The sequence below is a fragment of the Nonomuraea sp. NPDC050202 genome, assembly GCF_040656115.1.
Taxonomy (GTDB): Bacteria; Actinomycetota; Actinomycetes; order Streptosporangiales; family Streptosporangiaceae; genus Nonomuraea.
On record NZ_JBFALF010000028.1, the window covers coordinates 59,693 to 74,144 of the forward strand.

General features: G+C 70.1%; 17 protein-coding genes. 9 read left to right on the top strand and 8 right to left on the bottom strand.

The window, feature by feature from the left end; all coding sequences use genetic code 11:
- Nucleotides 1-432: 432 nt before the first annotated feature.
- A complete protein-coding gene (locus AB0I79_RS45815) occupies nt 433-705 on the top strand; it encodes a hypothetical protein (protein ID WP_357887393.1) in 273 nt (90 codons plus the stop codon).
- Here AB0I79_RS45815 and AB0I79_RS45820 read toward each other — a convergent pair.
- The 5 genes from AB0I79_RS45820 to AB0I79_RS45840 form a co-directional block, all read right to left on the bottom strand.
- Complete coding sequence (locus tag AB0I79_RS45820) at nt 695-1,075, bottom strand: hypothetical protein (protein WP_357887396.1); 381 nt, start codon at nt 1,073-1,075, stop codon at nt 695-697. The two genes, AB0I79_RS45815 and AB0I79_RS45820, sit on opposite strands and share 11 nt — an antisense overlap.
- Nucleotides 1,075-1,557: a hypothetical protein gene (locus AB0I79_RS45825; protein WP_357887399.1), complete on the bottom strand. Its 483-nt coding sequence runs from the start codon at nt 1,555-1,557 to the stop codon at nt 1,075-1,077. Before AB0I79_RS45825 ends, AB0I79_RS45820 begins: the two co-directional genes overlap by 1 nt.
- A gap of 155 nt (nt 1,558-1,712) precedes the next feature.
- Nucleotides 1,713-2,297 carry a hypothetical protein gene (locus AB0I79_RS45830; RefSeq protein ID WP_357887401.1) on the bottom strand — a complete coding sequence of 195 codons (585 nt, stop codon included), beginning with the start codon at nt 2,295-2,297 and terminating at the stop codon, nt 1,713-1,715.
- Nucleotides 2,294-2,815, bottom strand: a complete 522-nt coding sequence (locus tag AB0I79_RS45835; RefSeq protein WP_357887404.1) for a MauE/DoxX family redox-associated membrane protein — start codon at nt 2,813-2,815, stop codon at nt 2,294-2,296. Before AB0I79_RS45835 ends, AB0I79_RS45830 begins: the two co-directional genes overlap by 4 nt.
- A gap of 6 nt (nt 2,816-2,821) precedes the next feature.
- Nucleotides 2,822-3,106, bottom strand: coding sequence for a hypothetical protein (locus AB0I79_RS45840; RefSeq protein WP_357887407.1), 285 nt, complete (start codon nt 3,104-3,106; stop codon nt 2,822-2,824).
- Nucleotides 3,107-4,039: 933 nt separating this feature from the next.
- Here AB0I79_RS45840 and AB0I79_RS45845 point away from each other — a divergent pair.
- Nucleotides 4,040-4,915 (top strand): alpha/beta fold hydrolase, encoded by an 876-nt coding sequence (locus AB0I79_RS45845; protein ID WP_357887409.1) that lies wholly within the window; start codon nt 4,040-4,042, stop codon nt 4,913-4,915.
- A 53-nt stretch (nt 4,916-4,968) separates the two neighbouring features.
- Here AB0I79_RS45845 and AB0I79_RS45850 read toward each other — a convergent pair whose 3' ends face one another.
- The gene (locus AB0I79_RS45850; protein WP_357887412.1) at nt 4,969-5,232 is read right to left on the bottom strand and encodes a hypothetical protein; all 264 of its coding nucleotides are present in this window, start codon (nt 5,230-5,232) and stop codon (nt 4,969-4,971) included.
- Nucleotides 5,233-5,422: 190 nt separating this feature from the next.
- Between AB0I79_RS45850 and AB0I79_RS45855 the strand changes: the two genes are divergently transcribed.
- Nucleotides 5,423-5,845 carry a hypothetical protein gene (locus AB0I79_RS45855; RefSeq protein ID WP_357887415.1) on the top strand — a complete coding sequence of 141 codons (423 nt, stop codon included), beginning with the start codon at nt 5,423-5,425 and terminating at the stop codon, nt 5,843-5,845.
- Here AB0I79_RS45855 and AB0I79_RS45860 read toward each other — a convergent pair.
- Nucleotides 5,839-6,513: an SDR family NAD(P)-dependent oxidoreductase gene (locus AB0I79_RS45860; protein WP_357887418.1), complete on the bottom strand. Its 675-nt coding sequence runs from the start codon at nt 6,511-6,513 to the stop codon at nt 5,839-5,841. The genes AB0I79_RS45855 and AB0I79_RS45860 overlap by 7 nt on opposite strands.
- An 11-nt stretch (nt 6,514-6,524) precedes the next feature.
- Nucleotides 6,525-8,240 carry an IlvD/Edd family dehydratase gene (locus tag AB0I79_RS45865; RefSeq protein ID WP_357887421.1) on the bottom strand — a complete coding sequence of 572 codons (1,716 nt, stop codon included), beginning with the start codon at nt 8,238-8,240 and terminating at the stop codon, nt 6,525-6,527.
- Nucleotides 8,241-8,308: 68 nt separating this feature from the next.
- Between AB0I79_RS45865 and AB0I79_RS45870 the strand changes: the two genes are divergently transcribed.
- The 6 genes from AB0I79_RS45870 to AB0I79_RS45895 all read left to right on the top strand — a co-directional run bounded on the left by AB0I79_RS45870 (nt 8,309) and on the right by AB0I79_RS45895 (nt 14,362).
- The gene (locus tag AB0I79_RS45870; protein ID WP_357887424.1) at nt 8,309-8,599 is read left to right on the top strand and encodes a fumarylacetoacetate hydrolase family protein; all 291 of its coding nucleotides are present in this window, start codon (nt 8,309-8,311) and stop codon (nt 8,597-8,599) included.
- A complete protein-coding gene (locus AB0I79_RS45875) occupies nt 8,600-9,613 on the top strand; it encodes an alcohol dehydrogenase catalytic domain-containing protein (protein WP_357887427.1) in 1,014 nt (337 codons plus the stop codon). It abuts the gene before it with no gap.
- Nucleotides 9,614-9,867: 254 nt separating this feature from the next.
- Nucleotides 9,868-10,797, top strand: coding sequence for a LysR family transcriptional regulator (locus tag AB0I79_RS45880; protein WP_357887430.1), 930 nt, complete (start codon nt 9,868-9,870; stop codon nt 10,795-10,797).
- A 94-nt stretch (nt 10,798-10,891) separates the two neighbouring features.
- Entirely contained in the window at nt 10,892-12,055 is a 1,164-nt protein-coding gene (locus AB0I79_RS45885; protein WP_357887433.1) for an NAD-dependent formate dehydrogenase, read from the top strand.
- Nucleotides 12,056-12,659: 604 nt separating this feature from the next.
- Nucleotides 12,660-13,211 (top strand): sigma-70 family RNA polymerase sigma factor, encoded by a 552-nt coding sequence (locus AB0I79_RS45890; RefSeq protein ID WP_357887436.1) that lies wholly within the window; start codon nt 12,660-12,662, stop codon nt 13,209-13,211.
- On the top strand, nt 13,208-14,362 hold the full coding sequence (locus tag AB0I79_RS45895) for a CU044_5270 family protein (RefSeq protein WP_357887439.1): 1,155 nt from the start codon (nt 13,208-13,210) through the stop codon (nt 14,360-14,362). The genes AB0I79_RS45890 and AB0I79_RS45895 overlap by 4 nt, the downstream gene beginning before the upstream one ends.
- Nucleotides 14,363-14,452 lie beyond the last annotated feature (90 nt).

The window sequence follows — 14,452 nt, forward strand, 5'->3', positions numbered from 1 at the left end:
TACTGGCGCGCCGGCAGAGCACCCGGGCCGGGGCAGTGGTCTCGGTGGCCGGGGCCGGGCTCGGAGAGCGTGGCGGCGACGGCTTCGGTGCCGGGCTGAACCTAGGTGCCGAGGGTGCCCAGGTTCTGGTGGAGCCGATTCCCCGGCCTGCCCGGCACGAGTACGTTAGGTGTGACTTCGTTTTCCGTCTCGCTTTTGGAGGCCGGCTTGATATGGTCGCGCCACGTCATGGTGGCTGCAATTCTGCTGGTGTCAGCCGCCTGCACGAATGAGGCCACTCCCGCCCAGGGCCGGCCACATCAGGCGTCCGGAAATCCCGCCACGACGAGGCCGTGCAAGTTCCAGGTCGTCAAGGACGAGCCACCTTCTTGGGCACGAACCGGTTTCACGCCCGGCGCGGAAATACACTACGCCGCCAGCAGGCGCGGCGACATGGTCGCCGTCCTCTTCGGTTATCCGCTCTACAGCCCGCCGAAACCGGACCGGGGCAACAAAATCCTGTGGCGTTCGAAAGCGCCGCTGGTTCCTTCCGACCCGTTGCGGATCGAGGCCCGGCTGAACGGCACCGGCACGCCGACGCGGATCACCGTCCAGGGCGGCCCCGGGCCCTCGTCCGTCGACCTGCCCAGCCCCGGCTGCTGGCGCCTGGACCTGGCGTGGAGCTCCCATACGGACTCCATCGACCTGGAGTACGTCAGTCGATGACCGGCTCCCCTGCCATCGCGTCGAACAGCACCGTCCGCCAGTCCCCGACGTTGGCGAAGATGGCGCCGCGGGTCCGCACGCCGAACCGGCGGGTGACGCGGGCGGCCTTGATGTGCGCCGGGATGGTGCCCATCTGGTAGACCTGGTCGAGGTTGTGGAAGAGGCTGACGCTCAGCACCCGCCGTGCAGCGACGTCCGTACGGGTGGCGATGAGGACGAGCCCTTCGAGCCGCGGCGTGATGCGCGCCGAGATCCAGGCGTGCGCGATGCGGAACGCGAGCAGCCGCCACAGCCCGCCGCAGTCGAACCTGGTCACCACGACGACGCCGCCGTCCGGATCCGGGGTGCACCGCGAGGCGGCTCCGGCCACTACACGATCTGGAGCAAACCCAGGCATATCAGCACTACTCCACTCAGAACCCGAACAGTACGGATGAACACGCGCTCGCCACCCATGAACGCCCGGCCGGGAACGTGGTTGAGCGCCGTCCCGATCGCCGTCCCCACCACCGACGCGACCACCATCCCGACCAGGAAGACCGGCGCCGCCGCGGGGTTGAGCAGCACGGTGGCGACCAGGGCGCCCCAGATGAGCGACGTGGTCTTCTGCGTGGTGAACAGCAGGCCGAGGTCGACCCCCCAGAGCAGGCCGCGCCAGCCGGGTTCGAGCGCCCGCGCGTAGTCCTGGGGCACCTGCCGCATCACGTGCGGGGTGCGGTTCAGGACGTCGGCAACCCCCACGCCGAGCAGCAGAGCGCCTGCCGCCACCTCGCGCCACCGGAGCGGGAGCGCGCTCCCCAGAGCTTCGGCGACGACGGCCGCCAGCAGGGCGATGACCGCTCCGCCCGCCACGAGCCCCAGGGAGTAGCCCGCGATGAAGCGGCGTGCTGCGCCAGGCGACCGCCTGGACAATGGACCGGCGACGCCGACCATCGAACGGCCTCAAGGGCTCCAGTACTGCAGGACGAAGCCGGCCGAAGCCAGGGCCACGATCACGGGAACGTTCATCAGACGAGATCCTTGCCCGGCAGGACGCTCACGCCGTCCGCGGCGTCGAAAGTGTCGCCGAGGGAGCCGATCCAGCTCGACAGGGCGTTGAAGGAGCTGAACACCACAGCGGACCGCACGACCCCCTCGGGCGAGAGCGCCACCGCCGCCGGGCTCATGCCGACGCCGAGCGCCGCCATGCTGAACCGGCCCGAGACGTCCACGTAGCCGGGCAGGTCGGCCAGCCCGTAGCGCGCCACGAACTCCCGGCCCGACTCGGCCGACGCGCACGACACCACGATGCCGACCAGGTCCACTCCCGCCGAGGCGAAGAAGCCCCGCGCCTTCGGAGCCAGCTCCTGGCACGCCCCGCAGGTCGTGCTGAACACCAGGAGCACACCAGGCGGCCGGGCGAGCCCGTCCGGGAAATCGATGACCGTCGCGCCGAGCTTTGCCTCCGGCAACGGCTGGACGGACTCGGGGCGGCCCGCCTGGCCCACAGGCGCCTGGGCGACCCGCGCGTTGAGCTCACCCAACATCGCGAACAGGATCACGACCGCCAGGGTGAGCAGCGCGAGCAGGGTGACAATCAGTGCTGTGATCATGTTTCGGTCCGTTCGCGCGCGATGGTTCCTCTGACGAAGACGGTCAGGTATCGCCGGTTCGCCCAGACGGGGACGGCCACCGCCACGTTCAGGGCGAGCAGCTGGACGGCCTGGTCGTGCTCGGTCTCGCGCAGCGCCGGCACCAGTGCCCAGGCCAGGACCGCGGCGCCGGCCAGCACGTTCCAGCCGCCGAACGACCGGGAGCCGCTCCGGCCGAAGCAGCCGCAGGGCAGCGAACTCGCCCGCAGCCGCCCCACGACCCCCACCAGCGCGAACCCGGCTCCCAGCAGGGCAGCGGCCAGCAAGGTCAGCGGGTGCTCCTGGGCGAATACCGCCAGCGCCGCCAGAGCGATCTCCATGGCGGCGACCGCTCTGATCAGGACGACGGGCGGCTGCCGCGAGCCGGTCAGCTCACCGAGGGCAGCGGCCAGGCCGCGCGGGCTGACCATCTTGCCGGCCCCCGAGGTGAGCAGGGTCGCTGCGAGCAGTGCGCTGAGGATGACGGGCAGTACGCCCATGGCCGGCTACGACGGGAGCCCGGCCGCGGTCAGCCCCTCGGCCGCGGTCACCATGCGGAGGTGGATCACCTGGTCCTCCCCGTAGACGGCGACGGGCGCGGTCGAGTAGCGGCCGCCCTTGTCCCCGATCAGTTGAATGGTCGAATCGACCTTGATCTGTTTGGTGCGGAAATGAATGGCGATGACGCCGACGGGCTTCTCGTTCTCGATGCGGGAACAGACCGCCACGTTCACCGCGCCCTCGTTCTCGAAGATGTACGCGTAGCCGTGGTTTGTCGGGGTGATCGACATTTCGGGCCTCCGGGTCGTCCGTCCGTTGCTCAGGGATAGCAGCTGATGGAGGCCCTGCCGGGGGCCTCGCAGCATCGGCAGAAGGACGCTCCCGAGTAGCAGCCCCAGATGTAGGTCGCGTTGTTCGAGCAGGTGCTGTAAGGGAATGTCGGGCAGTAGAGCAATTGGCAGCAAAGGTATTCGCAGATGGCCTGCGCCGAGGCGGGTCGTGCCTGAGTGGCGACGGACGTGGCGGCGGCCAGGGCGCTGGCGCCCACGGCCCGGGTGAAGAAGCGTCGAGATAACCGGCGTTTGCGCTGCGGGGGCTCATGAACTGCCACGGCCACTCCATCACAATCGATCGATTCGATTTGATCTTTAATGGAGAGTACAACATCATTCACATACCGACAAGAAGATTCTTTCGCATGGCCGGTCGACGCGACGTCGATCTACGAGTGCGTCAGGGTAATTATGCCGGGCACAAAACACCTGCAGAAGTTCCCCCTTTTCTGTGTCGAATCATCTGCAGGCGGGATGTTGTGATTGAAGGTGAAGACGTTGTCCCGGTCGTACCGATTCTTCGGCCGGCAGGCGGCATGCTGGAGGCCGAGCGGCTGCAGGCCCGACAGGCGGCACTGTCCGGGACGGCGCCGTCGGACATCTCCACCTACCGCGCACGCTGGCCGGCAAGCGGGAACGCGGGCCGCAACACCGTCGCCGGCACCTGCCCAGGGTTCCTGGATCCTTTTCACGGAACCCCTTGGCCGCTGGGCTGTTCGTAGTCAGGTAAGCATGTGCCGGCGCCCGGCTCGGCGCCACCGTCCGCCGGCACGTGCGGGTCATTACGGCGATGTAGCGCAGTAGCAGTTCTGTCGGTTGCGGCGCGCGGTTCTCGGCCGGGCCATGGGTAAATGTCGGCGTTCGGCAGCAGGTAGCCGCTACCGTGCCTCCATGTTGAATGCGCACGAGCGATTCGTGCCCTCCGGGCCGCTGCGGATTTGGACGGAGCGGATCGGGGATCCTGGGCTTCCCGCCGTTCTGATGGTCATGGGGTCGGCTGCTCAGGGTGTCAGCTGCCCTGATGCGCTGGTCGGCCGGCTTGTCGGGCGTGGGGTTCAGGTGATCCGGTTCGATCATCGGGATACCGGCCGGTCCAGCGTTGTCGACTTCGAGGCTCATCCGTACACGATCGGGGACATGGCTCGTGACTGCCTGGCCGTGCTGGACGGTTATGAGCTGGGCTCCGCTCATGTGGCTGGGACCTCCCTGGGCGGCATGATCGCGCAGTGGCTGGGGGTGCACGCGCCGGACCGGGTCCGGTCGTTGACGGTGATGTCCAGCTCGCCGATGGGTCATGATCCGAGCCCGGCGTGGGCACGGGCGCGGGCCGGGGAGCCGGCCGACCCGGATGATCTGCCGCCGCCTTCGCCGGCGTTTCTCGAGCATCTGGCCGCCGGGCTGCCGCCGGGTGTGGAGTCCGACGTGGCCTTGTTCCGGGTCTTCAACGGGCCGGTTCGGCCGTTCGACGAGCCGGCTGCCCGGGCGATGCTGGAGCTGGCGCTGTCGCGGGCCACCGACCCGGCGGCCGCGGCCAACCATCATCGGGCCGCGTGGATGGACGCCCCTGACCTGCTCGCCCCGCTGTCGTCGATCACCGCGCCGACCTCGATCGTGCACGGCGACCAGGATCCCATCTATCCGCTCGGTCACGGCGAGGCCCTGGCTGCCGCGATTCCGGGCGCGGTACTGCACGTCGTGCCCGGGATGGGCCATGTCATGACGTCACCCGGCCTGCCCGAGCAGGTCGCCGACCTGATCCGGCTGTGACCCGCAGCGTCCCTTCGCGACCGCGAAGGGACGCAATGAGCCGGGAGCGTGGCTCAGTACCGCTCATCCACGGAGAACCCCCAAGAACCGCGAGCCGGAGGGTTGGCCGTGTAGAAGTAGCACGGCCTCGGCGTGGTCCACGACGACTTGTACTTGGGCCGCTCCCGCTCGCAGGCGGCCTTCGTCGGGAACATCCCGACGAAATAGTCCGCGTGCGCCGGTCCGGCCAGGGTGACCGCACCGATCGCCGCCGTCGCGACCGCGAGGCCGACCACTCCGGTGCGGCGCAGACCTGGCCGACGGATGACCATCATCATGTGACTCCCTTGGATCGGGGTTTTTGCGGAAAGCCAAGCATCCGGCGGTACACGGCCGGGATATCCGGGTCGTGTTCCGAGAATGTAACGCCGGTATGCCGGCCGCAGCGGCCGCAAATGGGTGCTCGGGGGCTCGACCACCAGCAGAACCCTGAAATGCGAATCACGTGTTGCCGGATAGTCGTCATCTTTGGAGCCCATCGGCCGTATCGGCACCGGGGCCAAGGGGCCGCACTGGTTCGTCATCAGCCCGGACGGCAACGTCGGCTACGCCAGCAACAAGGAGGCGCCGTACGTGTCGGTGGTGGACCTGCGCACCGGCACGATGACGGCCATGGTGGAGGTGCCCGGCAGCGAGGGGCCGGCCGTCTCCGGCGACGGCGGTGAGGTCTTCGCCGCAGGAGTCCGCTCACCGGGCCGACCTGGTCACCGGCCTCGCGACGGCGCGGCGGCAGCAGGCGATCGACGACATGGCCTCCGCACTGGCCTCGGCCGCCGAGACCCGCCCAGGTGGTCCTGGCCGGCCACCCGACCGGCACGCTGGAACTTGCGCGGAGGCGGCATCGATTCGCTGCGAAACACGCGTCGAGGTCCGCGGCGCGGCCGTCAGTAGGTGGCGCGTCCGCCGCTGATGTCGTAGACGGCGCCGGTGGAGAAGCTGACCTTGTCGGAGGCCAGCCAAGCAATGAGCTCGGCCACTTCTTCCGCCTTCCCGACGCGGCGCATGGGGATGAGGCTGGTGATGTGGGCGAGGGCTTCGGGCCCGGTCTCGGCGTTCATCGGGGTCTCGATCACGGCGGGGGTGATGGCGTTGACCAGCACGCCGCTGGTCGCCAGCTCCTTGCCGAGAGATTTGGTGAGCGCGATGACGGCGGCCTTGGAGGCGGAGTACGGCGCCATGTTCGGGTTGCCGTCCTTTCCGGCCATGCTGGCGAGGTTGACGATGCGGCCCCAGCCGCGTTCGCGCATGCCGGGCACGAACGCGCGGCAGGTGTGGAAGGTGCCGTCCACGTTGACGTCGAAGGTGCGCCGCCAGCCATCCAGCGGGATCTCCCACAGCGGGGCGTTCGGGCCGACGATCCCGGCGGAGTTGACCAGGATGTCCACCGGACCCACCTGTTCGGCGGCGGCCTGGACGGCGGCGGCGTCGGTGACGTCCACGACCACGTCGGCGCCGTCGGCCACGTCCAGAGTGATCACCCTGACGCCGTCTGCTTCGAGGCGGATGGCGGCGGCCTTGCCCAGGCCGCTGACGCCGCCGGTGATGAGCGCGGTGCGCATGAGGGGTCCTTTCAGTGGGATTCGCGCGGCACGTGGTCGCCGCTGGAGCCGATGAGGAAGTCGAGGTCGGCGCCGGTGTCGGCCTGCTGCACGGTCTCGACGTAGAGGCGCTGCCAGCCGCGGGAGGGACGGGCGAACGCTTCGGTCATCTCCGGGGACGGCCGGCGGGCGGCAAGTTCTTCGGCAGGGAGGTCGACGTCGAGGCGGCGGTTCTCGACGTCCAGGATCACCAGGTCGCCGGTGCGCACCAGCCCGAGGGGTCCGCCCGCTGCGGCTTCGGGGGCGACGTGCAGGACGACGGTGCCGTAGGCGGTGCCGCTCATCCGCCCGTCGCAGATGCGCACCATGTCGCGCACGCCCTGGGCGAGCAGCTTGGGCGGCAGCGGCAGGTTGGACACCTCAGGCATGCCGGGGTAGCCCTTGGGGCCGCAGCCACGCAGGATCAGCACCGAGTCGGCGGTGACCTCCAGGTCTGGGTCGTCGAGGCGAGCGTGCAGGTCCTCGACGGAGTCGAACACGACGGCGGGCCCGCGATGCCGGAGCAGGTGGGGCGAGGCGGCAGCGGGTTTGATCACGGCACCGTCGGGGGCGAGGTTGCCGTACAGGATCGCGATCCCGGCGTCGTCCTGGAGAGGCTCGTCCCGGGGCCGGATGACCTCACGATCGTGGATTTTCGCGTCGGCGAGGTGATCGGCCAAGGGGCGGCCGGTGACGGTGATTGCGGTGGGGTCGAGCAGGTCGCCGATCTCGTTGAGGACGGCGTGCAGGCCGCCGGCCCGGTAGAGGTCGTCCATCAGGTGGCGGCCGGCGGGCTGCAGGTCCACCAGCAAGGGGACGCCGGAGCCGGTGCGGTCGAAGTCGTCCTGGGTAAGCTCGACGCCGAGCCGCCCGGCGATGGCCAGCAGGTGCAGGACGGCGTTGGTGGAGCCGCCGAGCGCGGCCAGGGCGATGATGGCGTTGAGGAACGAGCCGCGCGTCATGACGGTCGAGGGGCGACGCTCGCTGGAGATCATCTCGATGATCAGGCGGCCGGTCTCGTGGGCGCCTTCGAGCAGGCGGCTGTCGGGGGCGGGGGTGCCGGCCAGGCCGGGCAGGGTCATGCCGAGCACTTCGGCGAGCAGGCCCATGGTGGAGGCGGTGCCCATCGTGTTGCAGTGGCCCTTGCTGCGGATCATCGACGACTCCGAGCGCAGGAACTCGGCCGCGCTCAGCGTCCCGGCGCGCACTTCCTCGCTCAGTTTCCACACGTCGGTCCCGCAGCCGAGCGCGGCGCCGCGGAAGGTTCCGGTGATCATCGGCCCACCCGGAACGACGACCGCGGGCAGATCGACCGAGGCGGCGGCCATGAGCAGCGCGGGAACGGTCTTGTCGCAGCCGCCGAGCAGGACCACGCCGTCGATCGGATTGGCCCGCAGCATCTCCTCGATGGCCATCGCGGCCAGGTTGCGCCAGAGCATCGCGGTGGGGCGGACGTTCGTCTCGCCGAGAGAGACCACCGGCAGGTTCAGCGGGACGCCGCCCGCCTCCCACACACCGCGCTTGACGTGCTCGGCTACCTCGTCGAGATGCATGTTGCAGGGAGTGAGGTCGGAGGCGGTGTTCGCGATCGCGATGTGCGGCCGGCCGTCGAAGGCGCCGGACGGCAGCCCGCGCCGCATCCACGCGCGATGGATGTAGGCGTTGCGGTCGCTGCCCGCGTACCACTGAGCGCTCCGGCTCCGCGCCATGAGCCCACCAATCTTCCAATAAATGGAACTTTAATTCGACTACTGAAACCTTGGGGGAAGATTAGACCATGGGCGGCCGCGGCGGAACTCCTCATGAGGGCAACTTCCGTTTTCTGGAATGGTGGTCTAACCTTCGGAACATGGCCGAACTGATCGACGAGTCCAGGCTCGGCGGGTCCGATCGCGTGCCGGCGGTGCCGGACGAGCCGATCCTGTTCACCAAGTCGCCGAACACGCTCGTCGGCCCGTACGACGACGTGCGCATCCCGCGCGGCGCCTGGCTCCAGCCCGGCGACGTGATGGAGCTCGGCATCGACGGCCGCGGCGCCCAGCGCCAGCACGTCACCGGGGCCCGGTAGATGCGCGCACTGGTCCTGACCGGCCCCGGCAAGGCCGAGGTTCAGGAGGTCGAACCGCCGACCGCCGCGCCCGGCGAGGTCGTGGTGGACGTCGAGCGCGTCGGCGTGTGCGGCACCGACGTGGAGCTGTTCACCGGCGAGATGAGCTACCTGCGCACGGGCCGTTCGTGGTATCCGCTGCGGCCCGGCCACGAGTGGTGCGGCCGCGTCACCGCACTCGGCGACGGTGTCCCGGAGGAATGGCTGGGCCGCCGCGTCACTGGCGACACCATGCTCAGCTGCCGGAACTGCGACCGCTGCCGCTCGGGCCGTCACCACGTCTGCGGCGACATGGTCGAGATCGGCATCAGCCGCGGCCGCCCGGGAGCGCTCGCCGAGCAACTCGCCGTCCAGGTGACGGCACTGCATGCTCTGCCGCACACGGTGGACTCCACGCTGGGCGCGCTGGTCGAGCCCGGCGGCAACGCCCTGCGGGCGGCCCGTGGCACCGGGCTCGCCTCGGGCGGGCGCCTGCTGGTGCTGGGCACGGGCACGATCGGCCTGCTGACAGCGCTCTTCGCGAGGGCCGCCGGAGCCGAGGTCCATCTGATGGGCCAGGACGAGCCCAGGTTGGGCCTGGCCAGGCGCCTCGGCTTCGGCCACGCCTGGACCTGGGCCACCCTGCCGCGCCTGCCGTGGCACGCCGTCGTCGACGCCTCCAACGCTCCCGAGCTGCCCGCCCTCGCGCTCGACCTCGTCGAACCCGCCGGACGCGTGGTGTACATCGGCCTGGCCGGCACCCCCTCCACGCTCGACACCCGCGACCTGGTGCTCAAGGACGTCGCCGCGATCGGCATCCTCGGTGGCTCCGCGGGCCTGGCCGGAGCCATCGCCGCCTACGCCGACGGCTCGGTCGACGCCCGCCCGCTGGTCGCGGCCACCGTCGGCCTCGCTGAGACCGCAGGCATCCTGGCAGGGCAGCGCCCGGCCCATGCCGGGCCGGGGCCGAAGATCCACATCGACCCCCGGAGGTAAGGGGCGACCACGGTGATTCGCGGTGCGGGTAGGACGGCCGCCTTCGCGCTGCTCCCGCAAGCGGTGCACGCGAGCGGGGCCCGCGCATACAGCCGGCGCCGGCCTCCCGGCCTGTCGACCTCAGCGGAACGACGCCCAGGGGAGCATCGCGCATGTCGGCGCGGTGCTCCTGCGCGACCAGGGCAGGGAAGCGGAGCCGCTCGCCGGGCTCTCGGAGGGTGGACGGAAGAGGTGCATACGCGACATCCTGTGACGTGCTGTTGCGCCAGTTGGAGTACCTCGTCGCTCTGGCCAGGGAGCGGCATTTCGCCCGCGCCGCCGCGGCCTGCCACGTCTCCCAGCCGTCGCTGTCCGCGGCCATCCGCAAGCTGGAACGCGAGCTCGACGTGCCGCTGGTGCGGCGCGGGCAACGTTTCGCCGGGCTGACGCCCGAGGGCGAGCGGGTGGTGCTGTGGGCGCACCGCATCCTCGCCGACGCCGACGGGCTGCGCCAGGACCTGTCCCGGATGCGAGAAGGGCTGTCAGGGACCCTGCGCATGGGGGCGATCCCGACCGCGCTGACCGCCGCCTCGTTGCTGACCACGCCGTTCTGCGAGCGCTATCCGCACGTACGGGTGCTGCTCACCTCGCTGTCGTCCCGGGAGATCGCGCGGCGACTGGCGGACTTCGAGATCGACATGGCGATGACGTACCTCGACGACGAGGAGGAGGATTTCGGCGAGGTGCGCACCAGCCCGCTGTACGAGGAGCGCTACCTGCTGCTCACCCCGTCCGACGGCGAGCTGGCCGACCGGCGGGTCGCGCGCTGGGCCGAGGTCGCCGCGCTGCCGCTGTGCCTGCTCGCCCCCGAGATGCGCAACCGCCGCATCCTGGACGCCAACTTCCGCCAGGCCGGCGCGGTGGCCGTCCCGGCGATCGAGACCGACACCGTCTCCGCCCTGTTCGCGCACGTGGCCACGCACCGCTGGTCCAGCGTGATCGCGCACGCCTGGCTGCACATGTTCGGTGTGCCGGAAGGCATGCGCGTCGTCCGGCTGGAGCGGCCCGCGCGCGAACCCCGCGTCGGCCTGGTGGTGTCCGGTACGGGCCCCGAGTCGGTGATGGCCAGGGCGGTGCTGGACATCGCCCGGGACCTCGATCTGCGCGAGGTGTTCGACCGGCTCGCCCACGACCACCTGGCATAGACGGCGCCTATCACCCGATAGACACAAACGCTTTGACCTGCGAAGACACCTCGTCGGACAGTGAGATCACCCCGACAGGCAAGGAGCAGAAACCATGGCCAAAGTGTTGTGCGTTCTCTACGACGACCCGATCGACGGCCATCCGGCCGGCTACGCCCGCGACGGCCTGCCTGAGCTGGCCGGCTACCCGGGCGGCCAGACGCTGCCCAGCCCGAAGGCCGTCGACTTCACCCCGGGTCACCTGCTCGGCAGCGTCTCCGGCGAGCTGGGGCTGCGCCGTTTCCTGGAGGAGCGCGGTCACACGCTGGTGGTCACCTCCGACAAGGACGGCGACGGCTCGGAGTTCGACCGCGAGCTGGCCGACGCGGACGTGGTCATCTCGCAGCCGTTCTGGCCCGCGTACCTGACCGCCGAGCGCATCGCCCGCGCCCCCAAGCTGAAGCTGGCCGTCACCGCCGGCATCGGCTCCGACCACGTCGACCTCGACGCCGCCATCGCCCGCGGCGTCACCGTCGCCGAGGTCACCTACTGCAACAGCATCAGCGTCGCCGAGCACGTGGTGATGATGATCCTTTCTCTCGTACGCGACTACCTGCCCGCCCACCGGACGGTGCTGGAGGGCGGCTGGAACATCGCCGACTGCGTCGCCCGCTCTTACGACCTGGAGGGCATGCACGTCGGCACCGTGGCCGCCGGCCGGATCGGCACGGCCGTGCTGCGCCGCCTCAAGCCGTTCGACGTGCACCTGCACTACACCGACCGGCACCGCCTGCCGCACGAGGTCGAGGAGGAGCTCGGGCTCACCTTCCACCCCGACGCCGCCGCCATGGTCCCGTTCTGCGACGTGGTGACCATCAACGCCCCGCTGCACCCGCAGACCGAGGGCCTGTTCGGTGACGAGCTGATCGCCACGATGAAGCGAGGCGCGTACCTGATCAACACCGCCCGCGCCAAGATCGCCGACCGCGACGCGATCGTCCGAGCGCTGGAGAGCGGGCAGCTCGCCGGATACGCCGGCGACGTCTGGTACCCCCAGCCCGCGTCGGCCGACCACCCCTGGCGCACCATGCCGCACCACGGCATGACCCCGCACATCTCCGGCTCCTCGCTGTCCGCCCAGGCCCGCTACGCCGCCGGCACCCGCGAGATCCTGGAGGCGTGGCTGGACGGCACGCCGATCCGCGAGGAGTACCTCATCGTCGAGGGCGGCGCGCTGGCCGGGACCGGCGCGCGCTCCTACAGCACCCGCAAGCAGTAGAAGGGACGGGCGCGACCAGTGGTGTGCCGGGTTCCGGCCCGGCACGCCGTACTCGCGTCCACCCCTTGATCTCCGCGTTCGAGGATGCGCTGGAGCCGCTACCAGACCTGATCAACGACCACGCACCCCATGGCCGAGCAGGTATCCCCTTGGCCGGCCTGCCTCATCGGAGGCTGCGGGCGGTGATGTCGCCGAAGCCGGTGGGGGAGAGCACGACTCGTGCCGCCCTTGGCCTCGGCGATCCGGATGTCGCCCCGTGCGGTGCTGGCGTGGTCCACCCCGGGCGGCGTCCCCCACGGCGGAGACACTCGACATCGTGACGATGCGACCCCAACCGGCCTCCATCATGGGTGAGAAGGAAGGGGCCGCGGCCCACGACCTTCGCGCCGGCATGCGAGGAGCAGCTGTCCCTCGTTCGGCGACACCTCCAGAGCTCCTGTGGCGGCGGGCCTGATCCGCAGGTCCGCGTTTTCGCACGCGGCCGGTTCGCGGGGCCGCTCCGATCGGTTCAGTCGTTCCTGCCTGGCCTGAAATTCTGCCGTCGGCCGCGGACACGTAGGAAGTGAAAGCCCGCAGCGTTCGGAAGGCCTGACGAGGATGACGCGTGAGTGAACAAGACGACCGGTCCCGGTTCGAGGTGGTGTACCGGCGCACCTATGAACAGATCCTCGGCTACGCCGTGCGGCGGTGCTCCTCACCCGAGGACGCCGCCGACGTCGTGGCCGAGACCTATATGATCGCCTGGCGGCGGATGAGCGAGCTCCCTGAGGGTGAGGCCGGCAAGCTCTGGCTGTACGGCGTGGCCCGGCGAGTGCTGGCCAACCACCGCCGCAGCGAGCGGCGCAGGCTCACCCGGCACACCGAACTCACAGCCGAGATCGAACACCTTTACACCGCCCCCTCCCCACACCATGATCGGGACGGCGTGGAGGAAGCCATGGACATGCTCGCCGACAGCGATCGTGAACTGCTGGCCCTGACCCTCTGGGAGGGGCTCGATCCCGGCGAGATCGCCACAGTGCTGAACTGCTCCCGCAATGCCGCCCGGATCCGCCTGCACCGGGCCCGCAAGCGCTTCGCCAAGGCCCTGGAGAAGACCCGCCCGTCGGCCGCTGGTCTCGCGTCACGGCCGCTCGTCGAGAAGGAGTCAAGGTGAACAGCGACCAGCTCTTCAAGGACCGGGCGCGAGTGCTGGATGAGGACCTGGCCGGCCGGGCGTCCACCGCGGGGGCGGACGCGCTGCTGATGCAGGTCGTCTCGCTGGAGCGCGTTCCGGCCCGGCGACGGCTCCTGCTCTCTCCCGGCCGCGCTCTGCTCGGCGTGGCCGCGGCCGCCGCCGCGGTAGCGGTCATCGCCCCCGCGATGCTGTCTGACAGCACGATCTCCATCGCGCCTCAGCCCAGTACGTCGGTGTCCGTGACAGCCGAACCGACTGCCCAGCAGATCCTGCTCGCTGCTGCCGTCGCCGTGGAGAAGGCCCCTGCGAGCGGAGACTACTGGCGCACCGCGACCATCAACCAGTGGATGTTGACCGACCCCACGCGCAGCTATGTGCTCGAGGGAAGACGCTCTGCAGAGGTCTGGCTGGCGAAGCGGCCGGATCTGCCGAGCTGGCGCATGCGGCAGGATCTCGGCGTCAAGCCCGCGACACCGCGGGACGAGGCGGCCTGGCGGGCCGCGGGGGCGCCTACCACCTGGCGGTACCCCAAGGACATGAAGACGGAGAACCTGTTCTCCGTCCCGTCCAGGCCGCTGGAGGCGGCGGCAGGTGAGCGAACCGGCGAACGGCTTCACTGGAAGACGGTCGGTGACCTGGCAGGCAAGTCGTTGACCTGGAAGGAGATGCCCGCGATCCCGGGCGAGCCCGAGACGCTCCGGAGCTACCTGGAAGAGCGCATCGGCCGGCTGGAGCTGGCCGGATCCGGGATGGACGTGGAGGAGGCGAGGGCGTACATCTTGATCCGGAACTGTGTGGACATCATCAGCACCCTGCCCGCCTCGCCCGAGACTCGTGCATCCGCGTACCGGGTCCTTGCGTCTCTGCCCGGCATCCGGGCCGAGGAGGAGATGACAGATCCGCTGGGCCGGCCCGGGCAGGTGCTCAGCTATCAGGAGGAGATAGAGCCGGGCGTGTTCTCCAAGGTTCAGCTCGTGGTCGATCCCGGCACCGGCCTGCTTCTTGCCGAGGTGAGGACGAACACCACCAAGCTCGCGAACGGGCGGCAGGCGGAGCTGCGTCTCTCCACCTCGTACCAGGCGATCGGCTGGACCAACGAACGCCCAGAACCGCCCACGCATCGGAACTGAGCCGCCCGCCGCCGACCGGCCGTCCTTCTCCGGCAAGCATCGCATGCACGGCATGACCATCCCGGGTCGGCGGTCTGCCGTCGGCTCGGG